The 13034-nt window shown below is 63.3% G+C and carries 14 protein-coding genes; 10 read left to right on the top strand and 4 right to left on the bottom strand.

Annotated elements, in window-relative coordinates; translation table 11 throughout:
• Genes ACFSQT_RS32740 through ACFSQT_RS32725 form a run of 4 tightly spaced genes read left to right on the top strand, consistent with a single transcriptional unit; the run spans position 1 to position 4557 of the window.
• Positions 1-1884: an ABC transporter ATP-binding protein gene (locus tag ACFSQT_RS32740; protein ID WP_379025861.1), complete on the top strand. Its 1884-nt coding sequence runs from the start codon at positions 1-3 to the stop codon at positions 1882-1884.
• A gap of 10 nt (positions 1885-1894) precedes the next feature.
• Positions 1895-3778 (top strand): ABC transporter ATP-binding protein, encoded by a 1884-nt coding sequence (locus ACFSQT_RS32735; RefSeq protein WP_379025859.1) that lies wholly within the window; start codon positions 1895-1897, stop codon positions 3776-3778.
• A gap of 4 nt (positions 3779-3782) precedes the next feature.
• Complete coding sequence (locus ACFSQT_RS32730) at positions 3783-4250, top strand: GNAT family N-acetyltransferase (RefSeq protein WP_379025857.1); 468 nt, start codon at positions 3783-3785, stop codon at positions 4248-4250.
• 1 nt (position 4251) lies between these two features.
• The gene (locus tag ACFSQT_RS32725; RefSeq protein ID WP_379025855.1) at positions 4252-4557 is read left to right on the top strand and encodes a DUF6665 family protein; all 306 of its coding nucleotides are present in this window, start codon (positions 4252-4254) and stop codon (positions 4555-4557) included.
• Between the two features lie 57 nt (positions 4558-4614).
• Here ACFSQT_RS32725 and ACFSQT_RS32720 read toward each other — a convergent pair whose 3' ends face one another.
• Positions 4615-4959 (bottom strand): cupin domain-containing protein, encoded by a 345-nt coding sequence (locus ACFSQT_RS32720; RefSeq protein WP_379025853.1) that lies wholly within the window; start codon positions 4957-4959, stop codon positions 4615-4617.
• A 314-nt stretch (positions 4960-5273) separates the two neighbouring features.
• Between ACFSQT_RS32720 and petA the strand changes: the two genes are divergently transcribed.
• From petA to ACFSQT_RS32690, 6 genes are all read left to right on the top strand, one after another.
• Complete coding sequence (petA, locus tag ACFSQT_RS32715) at positions 5274-5834, top strand: ubiquinol-cytochrome c reductase iron-sulfur subunit (RefSeq protein ID WP_379025851.1); 561 nt, start codon at positions 5274-5276, stop codon at positions 5832-5834.
• A 16-nt stretch (positions 5835-5850) separates the two neighbouring features.
• The gene (locus tag ACFSQT_RS32710; RefSeq protein ID WP_379025849.1) at positions 5851-7152 is read left to right on the top strand and encodes a cytochrome b; all 1302 of its coding nucleotides are present in this window, start codon (positions 5851-5853) and stop codon (positions 7150-7152) included.
• A 27-nt stretch (positions 7153-7179) separates the two neighbouring features.
• Positions 7180-8037, top strand: a complete 858-nt coding sequence (locus tag ACFSQT_RS32705) for a cytochrome c1 (protein WP_379025847.1) — start codon at positions 7180-7182, stop codon at positions 8035-8037.
• A 128-nt stretch (positions 8038-8165) separates the two neighbouring features.
• Positions 8166-8861, top strand: coding sequence for an acid phosphatase (locus ACFSQT_RS32700; protein ID WP_379025845.1), 696 nt, complete (start codon positions 8166-8168; stop codon positions 8859-8861).
• Between the two features lie 181 nt (positions 8862-9042).
• A complete protein-coding gene (locus tag ACFSQT_RS32695; RefSeq protein WP_379025843.1) occupies positions 9043-10188 on the top strand; it encodes an alpha-hydroxy acid oxidase in 1146 nt (381 codons plus the stop codon).
• A gap of 9 nt (positions 10189-10197) precedes the next feature.
• The gene (locus ACFSQT_RS32690) at positions 10198-10743 is read left to right on the top strand and encodes an adenine phosphoribosyltransferase (RefSeq protein ID WP_379025841.1); all 546 of its coding nucleotides are present in this window, start codon (positions 10198-10200) and stop codon (positions 10741-10743) included.
• A 48-nt stretch (positions 10744-10791) separates the two neighbouring features.
• Here ACFSQT_RS32690 and ACFSQT_RS32685 read toward each other — a convergent pair whose 3' ends face one another.
• The 3 genes from ACFSQT_RS32685 to corA all read right to left on the bottom strand — a co-directional run bounded on the left by ACFSQT_RS32685 (position 10792) and on the right by corA (position 12828).
• On the bottom strand, positions 10792-11262 hold the full coding sequence (locus ACFSQT_RS32685) for a MaoC family dehydratase (protein ID WP_379025839.1): 471 nt from the start codon (positions 11260-11262) through the stop codon (positions 10792-10794).
• Entirely contained in the window at positions 11259-11726 is a 468-nt protein-coding gene (locus ACFSQT_RS32680; RefSeq protein ID WP_379025837.1) for a MaoC family dehydratase, read from the bottom strand. The genes ACFSQT_RS32685 and ACFSQT_RS32680 overlap by 4 nt, the downstream gene beginning before the upstream one ends.
• 127 nt (positions 11727-11853) lie before the next feature.
• Positions 11854-12828, bottom strand: coding sequence for a magnesium/cobalt transporter CorA (gene corA, locus ACFSQT_RS32675; RefSeq protein ID WP_379025835.1), 975 nt, complete (start codon positions 12826-12828; stop codon positions 11854-11856).
• Positions 12829-13034 lie beyond the last annotated feature (206 nt).

Here is a 13034-nt window from a genome sequence, read left to right as displayed (position 1 = left end):
ATGTTATTTGGCTGGTTTGAAAAAAGGCTCGATCCGTTCCCGGCAGCGGAACCGGTCGAGCCGCCCAAAACGCTGGTGGCCTTCTGCGTGCATTACACACGCGGCGCCTGGCCCTATATCCTTCTCGACGCGGTGCTGGTGACGGCCATCGCCATCGCGGAGGTGTGGATGTTCGGCTTCCTCGGCCGCATCGTCGACTGGCTGTCTGCGCAGAATCGCGAAACCTTCCTGCAGACCGAAGCCTGGAAGCTCGCCGGCATGGCTTTCATCGTGCTGTTCGCTCTGCCGGGCACGGTGTGGCTCCATTCGCTGCTCAACCAGCAAACGCTGATGGGCAACTACCCCATGCGCATCCGCTGGCAGGTGCATCGCTACCTGCTCAAGCAGTCGATGAGCTTCTACCAGGACGAGTTCGCCGGCCGCATCGCCACCAAGCTGATGCAGACGGCGCTCGCCGTGCGCGAATGCGTCATCAAGCTGATCGATGTGCTGAACTACGTCATCGTCTATTTCCTCGGCATGCTGTTCATCGTCGGCTCGGCCGACTGGCGGCTGGCGACGCCGCTTGTCGTCTGGCTGGTCGGCTACATCCTGTTGCTGCGCTATTTCATCCCGCGGCTGGGCAAGGTTGGCGAACAGCAGGCCAATGCGCGCTCGACCATGACCGGGCGCGTCGTCGACAGCTACAGCAACATCCAGACGGTCAAGCTGTTCAGCCATGCCCGCCGCGAAGCAGCCTTCGCCAAGGAGGGCATGGCCGGGTTCCTCGATACGGTCTACCGGTCGATGCGATTGGTGACGGTGCTGTATGGCGTCCTCTATATCCTGAACGCGCTGCTGCTGTTTTCCGTCACCGCGCTGTCGCTGTGGCTGTGGCTGGGGCAGGCCGTGACGATCGGCGCGGTTGCCGTGGTCATCGGCCTGGTCCTCCGGATGTGGGGCATGTCGCAGTGGATCATGTGGGAGATGTCGGGTCTGTTCGAGAACATCGGAACGGTGCAGGACGGCATTGCCTCGATCTCGCTGCCGCGCCTGGTCGAGGACCGGCCGGGGGCGAAGGACATTGCCGTTTCCAAGGGCGAGATCCGCTTCGAGGACATCCGTTTCCACTATGGCAAGCAGAAGGGTGTGATCGAGAGCCTGTCGCTGACGGTGAAGCCGGGCGAGAAGGTCGGCATTGTCGGCCGCTCGGGCGCCGGCAAGTCGACGCTGGTCAACCTCCTGCTGCGCTTCTACGACCTGGAAGCTGGCCGGATCCTGATCGACGGCCAGGAGATCGCCGGCGTGACGCAGGATTCGCTGCGCGCCCAGATCGGCATGGTGACGCAGGACACTTCGCTGCTGCATCGTTCGGTGCGCGAGAACATCCTCTATGGCCGGCCCGACGCCAGCGATGAGCTGCTTGTCGAGGCGGCGCGGCGCGCCGAGGCGCTGGACTTCATCGCTGGGCTTGCGGATGCCAAGGACCGCAAGGGATTCGACGCCCATGTCGGCGACCGCGGCGTCAAATTGTCCGGCGGCCAGCGCCAGCGCATCGCCATTGCTCGCGTTATGTTGAAGGACGCACCCATACTTATCCTTGACGAGGCGACGTCGGCGCTCGATTCCGAGGCTGAGGCAGCCATCCAGGAGAATCTCTACAAGCTCATGCAAGGCAAGACCGTCATCGCCATCGCGCACCGGCTGTCGACCATCGCGGCGATGGACAGGCTCGTGGTGATGGACAAGGGCCGTGTCATCGAGGAAGGTTCGCACGAGGAACTGGTCGCCCAGGGCGGGCTTTACGCGCAGCTCTGGCAGCGTCAGTCGGGCGGGTTCCTGCTTGCGGACGGCCCGGCCGACGCCGCAAATGACGCACTTGCAAAGGGGCAAGCCGCAGAATGATGGCTGCCGCATGATGACTGCCGTCTATCGCTGGTTCGAGAACTGGGTCTATCCGTTCAGGGAGCCGGCGAATCTACGGCCACCGTCCGGTGTCGGCGGCTTTCTCTGGCACTATGTCGGCCAGGCGAAGTTCGCCTTTTTCGCCATGCTGGTCATCGGCGGCATCGCGCCGCTGGTCGAGGCCGGCCTGTTCTACTTCGTCGGGCGGCTGGTCGACATTCTCGACCAGCTTCCCGGCGAGCGCAGCTGGCACGCGCTGTGGAACGCCGCCGGTCCCGAACTGGTGTTCATGATCGCGGTGGTGCTGGTCATCCGCACCATCGTCGTAGGCCTGTCGGCTCTGGTCGATGAACAGACGATCACGCCCGGCTTCTACAATCTGGTGCGCTGGCAGGCGCATCGTTACGTGTCGCGCCAGTCCTATACGTTCTTCCAGAACGATTTCGCCGGTCGCATCGCCACCAAGGTCTGGCAGGCGGGCCAAGCCACTGGCGACCTGATGGAAAGCTTCATCGAGGTCATCTGGTTCATGATCGTCTATACGGTGACGACGCTGGCGCTGGTCGCCGGGCTGGACCTCAGGTTGGCGGTGCTTGTGGTGATCTGGATTTCCGCCTTCGGCTGGCTGGCCAAGCTCTATCTGCCGGCAATCCGCAAGCACGCCGAGGAAACCGCCGAAGCCGGCTCGATGATCACCGGCCGCATCGTCGATTCCTATTCCAACGTGCAGACGCTGAAACTGTTCTCGGCCGACGGCGACGACCGCTATATCAAGAACGGCTTCGACATCTATCTCGACGCGCTGCGCCCCTTCACCCGCCGGTTGACCGGCGTGCGCATGGCGCTGACGACACTGTCGGGCATCATGATTACGACGATCGGTTGCTTTGCCGTCTATCTCTGGGTCGAAGGCTCGATCACCGTCGGCGCGGTCGCCTTCACGCTGTCGCTGGTGCTGCGGCTCAACATGCTGCTCGGCCGGGTGATGATGCAGCTCAACGGCATATTGCGGAATCTCGGTGTGCTGGAAAACTCCAAGGCGCTGGTCTCGCAGCCGCTCGGCCTCACCGATGCGCCCGGCGCAAAAGAACTCGTGGTGGCCGGTGGGCGCATCGAGGTGAAGAAGGTCGAGTTCCACTACGGTAAGGGGTTCGGCGTGCTCAACGGCATCGACCTTGTCGTGCGGCCGGGTGAGAAGGTCGGGCTGGTTGGACCCTCCGGTGCCGGCAAGACGACGCTCGCCAATCTGATCCTGCGACTCTACGATCTGGAAAGTGGGTCCATCACCATCGATGGCCAGGACGTTTCCCTGGTGACGCAGAATTCGCTGCGCGCCAATATCGGTGTCGTCAGCCAGGACACGGCACTGTTCCACCGTTCGCTGCGCGACAACATCAAGCTCGGCATGCCTGATGCGACCGACGCCGAAGTGATCGCGGCGGCCAGGAAAGCCGAGGCGCACGAATTCATCGTGGGCCTTCGCGACAACCGGGACCGCGCCGGCTACGAGGCCTATGTCGGCGAGCGCGGCGTCAAACTGTCGGGCGGCCAGCGCCAGCGCGTGGCGATTGCCCGCGTCTTCCTCAAGGACGCGCCGATCCTGATCCTCGACGAGGCGACCTCGGCGCTGGACTCGGACATCGAGGCGGCGATCCAGGAGAATCTGACGCGGCTGATGGAGAACAAGACGGTCATCGCCATCGCCCACCGGCTGTCGACCATCGCCGCGCTCGACCGGCTGGTGGTGCTCGACGGCGGCCGCATCGTCGAGCAAGGCACGCATGATGAACTGGTGGCGCTCGACGGGCTCTATGCGCGGCTGTGGAGGCGGCAGTCCGGCGGCTTCCTCTCTCACGAGGACAGCGTGCTCGAAGAGACGCGGCCGGCGGAGTGAGGGCATGGGTGGGTCCGTGGAGGTCAGCTACGTGCTCAAGCGTTTGCGGCCGACAATGCCGGCTTTCGATGCCCTGAAGGATGATAGCCGGCTGGAGGGCTACTGGATGCTGGTGCGCCTGGCGGATGGGTGGGCAAGCGGCCGCAACAAGTTCCTGAAGCGCGGCGAGGCGCTGTACGGGACATGGCATGGCCGGGAACTCGTCGGCGTGTGCGGGCTGAACATCGATCCCTATTTCGAGGGCAGGGACCAGGGCCGGGTCCGGCACCTGTTCGTCAGCGCGCGTCACCGCCGCACCGGCCTTGGCCGCATGCTGGTCGAAACCGTCATCGACAGGGCACGTCACTATTTCGCCGTGCTGAACACCCGCGCGCCGCAAGAGGCCTTCGGTTTCTATGAGCAGCTTGGCTTTCAGCGAGTCGTGGGCGAAGAATTCGTCACGCACCGCATGATTTTTGGGAAAGGAGGCTGAAATGTCGCTGCGTCCGCCATCCGCCAGCGCCTCGGCTGCCGAAGCCGCGTTCGACGCGCTCGGCCATGAAATCCTGGCCGAGAAAGCCGCCGCACTCGGCCGCGCCGGCCAGCGGGTCGAGGAAACGCTGGCCAGGCTGCGCGACAATGGCGACGAGCAGGCGCGTCCCCGCCTTCTCAAGGAGGCCGCCGAGGCGGTGCACGGCTATTTCATCCAGCGCGAACTGTGCGGCTTGCGAAAGCACGACGCCGTCATCCGCGAATACAACATCCCGAAGGCGGTGCTGGTCAGGCTCGGCGCGAAATAGCTCTTTTGTTTGACCATGATCTCCAGCGAAACCGGTTCCCACATTTCGGGATCATGGTCACTCGAGCCATTTGGTGATGAACGTGCCGTTCTCGTGGATATCGGTCGTTTCCAGCGGACCCGGGCCGAGATTGGTGAATTTGTGCGGCGTGTTGGGCGGAACGATCAGGATCTGGCCGGCGGATGCCTCGACCTCCTTGTCGCCGACCGTGAACAGGCCGGTGCCCTGACGGATGATGAAGATCTCTGCGTAGGGATGCGTGTGCAGCCGGGGACCGCCGCCGACGTCAGGCAGATAGTTGAAGATCAGGCAGGAGTTGGAGCCGTAGGCGCCGCATTGCAGCTCGCCCTTCCAGCGGTCGGAGCGAACAGCCCATGTGTCGCGGTCTATGACGTGTGCCATGATGGCGAGGATAGACCGGGCCGGTGTCCGGTGTCGAGGTGGCGGCGAACCCCGGAATTGCGGTTGTTTCCCTGTTGTTTAGCGATCTTGCGCGGCCATTCGGCGTTGCGCTGACCGGGGACGGATTTTGTCCCCGCGACAATCTGCCCTTGTGCCTTCACCCGTCTGGACAAAAACAGGCTTCACGCATAAACCGAAGTCCAAATGCCGGAGGAATTCGCAAGCCTGTTCGCCATGCGCTGTCGGGTTGGCGTAGTTGAGCGGGGAACAAGGCTCAGCCACCGGCGCGGAAGAGGCGAAAGGATCAGGCACCCGTGAGCGAAACCGACATCCAGGATCCAAACCGTCGTGATTTTCTCTACGTCGCCACCGGCATGGCCGCGGTGGTCGGCGCGGGTGCCGTCGCGTGGCCGTTCATCGACCAGATGCGCCCTGACGCCTCGACGCTGGCGCTGGCTTCCGTCGAGGTCGACGTCGCTTCGCTGACGCCGGGCATGTCGCTGATCGTCAAATGGCGCGGCAAGCCTGTCGTGGTGCGCAACCGCACCGAGCAGGAGATGAAGGACGGCGAGGCAGTCAAGCTGGAAGACCTCAAGGATCCGATCGCCCGCAACGCGAACCTTCCGTCCGACGCGCCGGCGACCGACGCCAACCGCACCACGCCTGGCAAGGAAGCCTGGATGGTAATGGTCCAGGTCTGCACCCATCTCGGCTGCATTCCGCTCGGCCAGGAAGGCGATTTCGGTGGCTGGTTCTGCCCGTGCCACGGTTCGCAATACGACACGGCCGGCCGCATCCGCAAAGGCCCGGCGCCCGAGAACATGGCGGTGCCGGTATTCAAATTCATTTCCGATACCAAGATCCTTATCGGTTGAGGCAGGGGATATTTCGATGAGCGAGGGACACTCGACCTATACGCCCAAGACCGGTATCGAGCGCTGGTTCGACGCCCGCATGCCGCTGCCGCGGCTGGTTTATGACAGCTTCATCGCCTATCCGGTGCCGCGCAACCTGAACTATGCGTGGACCTTCGGCGGCATCCTGTCGATCATGCTGGTGGCGCAGATCCTGACCGGCATCGTGCTGGCCATGCATTACACGGCCGACACCAATCTCGCCTTCGGCTCGGTCGAAAAGATCATGCGCGACGTGAATTCGGGCTGGCTGCTGCGCTACATGCATTCGAACGGCGCCTCGTTCTTCTTCGTCGCCGTCTACATCCACATCTTCCGCGGCCTCTACTACGGCTCCTACAAGGCGCCGCGCGAGCTGCTGTGGATCCTCGGCTGCATCATCTATCTTCTGATGATGGCGACCGGCTTCATGGGCTACGTGCTGCCTTGGGGCCAGATGAGCTTCTGGGGCGCCACCGTCATCACGGGCTTCTTCAGCGCCATCCCGCTGGTCGGCGAATGGATCCAGCAGCTGCTGCTAGGCGGCTTCGCCGTCGACAATCCGACGCTGAACCGCTTCTTTGCGTTGCACTACCTGCTGCCGTTCATGATCGCCGGTGTCGTCGTGCTGCACGTCTGGGCGCTGCATGTCGTCGGTCAGTCGAACCCGACCGGCATCGAGGTCAAGTCGAAGACCGACACCGTTGCCTTCACCCCTTACGCGACCATCAAGGACGCGTTCGGCATGATCGTGTTCCTGTTCATCTTCGCCTATTTCGTCTTCTACCTGCCGAACTTTCTCGGCCACCCGGACAACTACACGGTCGCCAACCCGCTGAAGACGCCGGCCCATATCGTGCCGGAATGGTACTTCCTGCCGTTCTACGCGATCCTGCGCGCCATCACCTTCAATATCGGGCCGATCAATTCCAAGCTCGGCGGCGTGCTGTGCATGTTCGGCGCTATCGCCATGCTGTTCCTGGTGCCGTGGCTCGACACCTCGAAGGTGCGCTCGGCGGTCTACCGGCCCTGGTACAAGCTGTTCTTCTGGCTGTTCGTGGCCGATGCCATCCTGCTCGGCTGGCTGGGCTCGCAGCCCGCCGAAGGAAGCTATGTGTTCATGGCGCAGATGGCGACGCTGTTCTACTTCGCCTTCTTCCTGGTCGCGCTGCCGGTGCTCGGCCTGATCGAGACGCCGCGAAGGCTGCCGAACTCGATCACCGAGGCCGTGCTCGAGAAGAACAAGGGCGGCAGCGGACATCCGGCGGGTGCTGCGGGCGCACCAGAGACCAAGGGCTGAGCGGTAGAGAATCTAAGGGGATTTGGCATGAAGAAGATTCTCACCTCGCTGACGTTGCTTGGCCTCGTGGTTGTTGGCACCGGGGCGATCGCCGCCGAGGAGGCACACAACGCGGCCGCGCCGACGCATTTCCCGATCAACGAGCCGAAGGAGATGGACTGGAGCTTCGCCGGGCCGTTCGGTACCTACGACAAGGCGCAGCTGCAGCGCGGCCTGAAGGTCTACAAGGAAGTCTGTTCGGCCTGTCATTCGATGAATTTGGTGACGTTCCGCACGCTGTCGGACCTCGGCTATTCGGACGCGCAGATCAAGACACTGGCGGCCGAGTATACGGTCCATGACGGCCCGAACGACGCCGGCGACATGTTCGACCGTCCCGGCAAGCCGTCCGACCACTTCCCGGCGCCATTCGCCAACGAGGAAGCCGCCGCTGCCTCCAATGGTGGCGCTGCCCCGCCCGATATGTCGCTGCTGGCCAAGGCGCGCGGCGTCGAGCGCGGCTTCCCGCGCTTCGTCTTCGATATCTTCACGCAGTATGCCCAGGGCGGCCCCGACTACATCCATTCCCTGCTGACGGGCTACGACCAGACGCCGCCGGCCGGAATGGTCATTCCGGAAGGCACCCATTACAACCCGTACTTCATGTCCGGCGTGTCGCTGAAGATGCCCAAGCCGCTTTCCGACGGCCAGGTGACCTATGATGATGGCGCGCCGCAGACGGTCGATCAGTATTCCCGCGACGTCGCTGCCTTCCTGATGTGGGCGGCCGAGCCGCATATGGAAGCCCGCAAGAAGACCGGCTTCCGCGTGCTGGTGTTCCTGCTTCTGTTCGGCGCGCTGGTCTACCTCACCAAGCGCAAGGTGTGGGAAGGCGTGGCGCACTAACCGCGCACGGCCATGTGATCACAAAAGGGCGCCACGAGGGGCCCTTTTGCATTTGGGAGGCCGGTCGTGTCACATGGCCGTCACCGCATCTGGCGATCCTGTGCCGCTCTCATCAAAGGATCGCACCCATGAAAAGATACGCATCGCTCGCGGCAGGCCTGCTGCTGCTCATCGTCGGCTCGGCCGCGCAAGCCGAGGACGCCCAGCCCTTCGTCACCAACAAGGATGTCGACTTGACGATGATCCTGCCGCGGCCGCCGGCAAACGATTCGGCGCAGACCAAGGCTGAACTTGGCGAAGTGCTGACGCTGCAGGTGACGCGCACGCCCGAGATGGTGGCCGCCGCTGTCGCCGACGCCGAGGAGAATGTCTGGCGCTTTGCCGATGTCATGGGGCCGAAGTTCAACAAGGAAACGCTGCCGAAATTCAGTGCCTTCTTCGACCGCGTCGTGGCCACCGAAGGCGCCGTCGTCGATCCGGCCAAGGATGTCTGGAAGCGCCCGCGTCCGCACCAGCTCAGCGACCTCGTCAAGCCCGTGGTCAAGCTGTCCAGCTCCGGTTCGTGGCCGTCCGGCCACGCCACCGTCGGCACCATGATGGGCATCATCCTGTCCGACATGGTTCCGGAAAAGCGCGCCGAGATCATGGCGCGCGCGGCTGAATACGCCCACAATCGGGAGGTCGGCGGCATCCACTACGCGTCCGATATCGAGATGGGCAAGATTTCCGGCAGCGTCATCGCCGCGGTCCTGCTCAACCGGGACGACTTCAAGGCCGAATACGACGTGGCCAAGGCCGAGCTTCGTTCCGATCTCGGCATGTAATCTCTCGTCAGCAGTCGATTTTCGATGAAAGGGGCGCTTCGGGCGCCCCTTTTTTATGCTCGCGGTTGTGGCTCGGGGGACTGCCCGGCAATTAGGCCGTTGGCACGGAGACAACAGATTGATATTCGACGCACCAAACGGCGGCGAAAGACTTGCCCCGACATGGCATTTGGAATTGATGATGCGGCTCAGCGACTGTCACAATTTTTCCGATTTCCGCCGCATGGCGCAGCGGCGGCTGCCGGGGCCGATCTTCAACTACATCGACGGCGCGGCGGACGACGAGGTCACCTATCGCCGCAACACCGAAAGCTTCGAGACCTGCGACCTGGTTCCCAACGTCCTGCGCGGCGTCAGCGAGATCGACATGTCGGTGACGGTGATGGGCCAGAAGCTGGCGATGCCGGTCTATTGCTCGCCGACTGCCCTGCAGCGGCTGTTCCACCATCAGGGCGAGCGCGCGGTCGCCAAGGCCGCGGCCAAATACGGCACGATGTTCGGCGTGTCCTCGCTTGGCACCGTCAGCCTCGAGGAGGCGCGCCGGATCAGCAGCGGCCCGCAGGTCTATCAGTTCTATTTCCATCGGGATCGCGGCCTCAACCGGGCGATGATGCAGCGGGCGAAGGAGGTTGGCGTCGAAGTGATGATGCTGACCGTCGACAGCATCACCGGCGGCAACCGCGAGCGTGACAAACGCACCGGCTTTGCCATTCCCTTCAAGCTCAACCTGGCCGGAATGCTGCAGTTCGCGCTCAAGCCGGCCTGGGCGATCAACTATTTCACCCATGAGGGCTTCAAGCTGCCGCAGCTCGACGAGCATGTCGACATGGGCGGCGGCACGATGTCGATCAGCCGCTACTTCACCGAGATGCTCGATCCGTCGATGACCTGGGACGACGTCGCCGAGATGGTCAGGCTGTGGTCGGGCCCGTTCTGCCTCAAGGGCATCATGTCGGTGGAGGACGCCAAACGCGCCGTCGAGATCGGCTGCAGCGGCATCGTGCTGTCGAACCATGGCGGGCGGCAACTGGATGGCTCGCGGGCGGCGTTCGACCAGCTTGCCGAGATCGTCGATGCGGTCGGCGACCGGATCGACGTCATCATGGATGGCGGCGTGCAGCGCGGCACGCATGTGCTGAAGGCGCTGTCGCTCGGCGCCAAGGCTGTCGGCGTCGGCCGCTACTATCTGTTTCCACTGGCGGCGGCCGGCCAGCCGGGCGTCGAACGGGCGCTCGAGCAGATGCGGGTCGAGATCGAACGCGGCATGAAGCTGATGGGCTGCAGTTCGATCGAACAATTGTCGCGCAAGAATCTCCGTTTCAGGTAATCTCGAACCATGAAATCCTCCCTCGAAGTCTCACTTCTTGCCGCGATCCGCACCATTCCGGACTATCCCAAGCCTGGCATCCTGTTTCGCGATATCACCACGCTGCTCGGCAATGCGCGCGCCTTCCGCCGCGCCATCGACGAGCTGGTGCATCCTTATGCGGGCCAGAAGATCGACAAGATCGCCGGCATCGAGGCGCGCGGCTTCATCCTTGGCGGCGCCGTCGCTCATCAGCTCTCGGCCGGTTTCGTGCCGATCCGCAAGAAGGGCAAGCTGCCTTTCGAGACCGTGCGCGTCGCCTACAGCCTGGAATACGGGCTGGACGAGATGGAGATGCACAAGGATGGCGTCTCACCCGGCGAGAAGGTGATCCTGGTCGACGATCTGATCGCCACCGGCGGCACCGCGGAGGCGGCGGTCAAGCTCTTGCGCCAGATCGGCGCCGACATCCTTGCCGCCTGCTTCGTCATCGATCTGCCGGACCTCGGCGGCCGCGCCAAGATCGAAGCGCTCGGCGTGCCGGTGAGGACGCTGATCGGGTTTGAGGGGCATTGATCGGCGCTTCTTACCTTCTCCCACACAGGGGGAGAAGGTAAGGGCTTGCTACTCAACCTTCACCAGCACCGCGCTTTCAAACTCCAGCACCTTGTCGCCGGTCGAATCGAACGCCTCCGAACGCAGCGCCAGCAGCCGCCAGCCGGGGCGCGAGGCGATCGGGCGATGGGAAAGTGCCGTACGCATGAAGGTGACGGTTTGCCCGGCATAGACCGGCTTCAGCCATTTCAGGTTCTTGAAACCAGGCGAGGGTCCGAATTCGGGCACCGGGCCAGGGCCGCTCCATGCAGCGACCTCGGCGTCCATGCGGTTTTCGAGATTGAGTTTCATCCAGGTGGCGGCGGTATGCCAGCCGGAGGCGCAGAGGCTGCCGAGCACGCTCCTGCTGGCTGCCTCCTCATCGACGTGGAAGACCTGCGGATCGTATTTGCGGGCGAACGCCTTGATTTCTTCCGGCTCGAACTTGTGCGAGCCGAGCGTGACGACGGTGCCGATGCGGAAGAATTCGTCGAGGGTCACGCGATGGCCTCGCGGGTGAGAAACATACAGGTGTTTTCGAATTCGAACACGCTTTCGCCGCGCTGATTGAACAGCTCGCTGCGCATGGTGATCAGTCCGATCTGCGGCCTCGACCTGGACACGCGCTTGGCAAGCACGGTGGTGCTGCCGGAGAGCGTGTCGCCGGCCAGCACCGGCTTCTTCCACTTGACGTAGTCGACGCCGGGCGCGCCTTGGGCGGTCGAGTCCAGCAGGAAGGCGTCGCACAGCATGCGCATGAACATGGCGCAGGTGTGCCAGCCCGAGGCCGCCAGCCCGCCAAGAATGCTGGCCTTCCCCGCCTCTTCATCAAGATGCATCGGCTGCGGGTCGAATTCCCCGGCAAACTCGACGATCTCGGCGGCGCTCACCAGTCTGCTGCCGAGATCGAGCGATGCGCCCTCGACAAAATCCTCATAGGCCCAGGTTTTTGTTTTTGCAGTCATGGTCTGAAATCCGGCTCAGGAACCTGCGATCCTTAGGGATCGAGGGTTCCCGGATGCAGGCCGCCGCGCATTTGGTCAAGAGATTTCTATAGCGCCACATCGTGGCTGCATGGCTTTTGGCGGACCGTCAAAGCCAGCCGCGGCGGCGGAAATACCAGAAGGGCAGGACCGCCGACAGCACCATCATGGCAATGGCGAAGGGATAGCCCAGCTCCCATTTCAGCTCGGGGATGACACTGAAATTCATGCCGTAGATCGAGGCGACCAGCGTCGGCGGCAGGAAGATGACGGCGGCGACCGAGAAGATCTTGATGATGGCGTTCTGTTCGATCGAGATCATGCCGAGCGTGGCGTCGAGCAGGAAGCTGATCTTCTGCGACAGGAAGGTGGCGTGGTCGGCGAGCGACAGCACGTCGCGCGACAGCGTCTTGATGCGCGCCTTGGTGTCCTTGCTCATCTTGGTCCGGGTCGAGGCATGGGTGAAAAAGCCGGCGAGGCGCTGCAGCGAGATCAGGCTGTCGCGGATCGAGGAGGCGATGTCCTCCTTGCGGCCGATGGCTTTCAGGAGCTCCTGGAAGTCGCGATTGCGCTTGGAAACCTTGGTCGACCGCGCCTCGAATATATCGCGCGAAATCGCCTCGATATCGCGGCCGGCGCGCTCCAGAATATCGGCGAGGCGATCGACGATCGCCTCCAGCAAGCCGATCAGGATGGTGTCGCCGCTGGTGCAGCCGGTCGCCACCTTTTCGGCGCGCTGCGGGAAGGTCTTGAAGGCCTTCGGTTCGTGGTAGCGCACGGTGATCAGCCTGGTGCCGGCGAGCACGAAGGTGACCGGCGACATCAGGGGATCGTCGACCTCGGTCTGGGAGGGCAGTGTGGCGGTCATGAAGTAAGCGCCGTCCTCGACATAGAGGCGGCTCGAAATCTCGATCTCCTCCATCTCCTCGCGCGTCGGAATGGCGACGCCGAGCCAGCTCTCGATGGTCGCTTCCTCTTCCTTGGTCGGATTGAGCAGGTCGGCCCAGACGACGGCGTCGCTGTTTGCCAGGAGATCGTCGACGGCGCGCAGGCGGTCATTGTCCACGACGAAGGCCTTGATCATCGCCGGGTCTCCCTTGCTGGGGCCAAAGGGTGCGTTCTGAACGGACGCGTCATTTCGGATTGCGCGAGACGGGCACTTTCGCCGAAAGCGCCGACCGCGTGCCCCAGCCGATTAGACCCGCGATGTGACAAGGTCAAGGCACGCCAAAAGCAGCGGGGGGCGAAGGTTTCCTCTTCTGCGAAGGGGTTGGGGACGGCAACCTTTGT

This window comes from Mesorhizobium calcicola (assembly GCF_042682105.1).
Taxonomy (GTDB): domain Bacteria; phylum Pseudomonadota; class Alphaproteobacteria; order Rhizobiales; family Rhizobiaceae; genus Mesorhizobium; species Mesorhizobium calcicola.
Note: the sequence above shows the minus strand (reverse complement) of the source record. Positions and strands in the feature narration are given on the sequence as shown.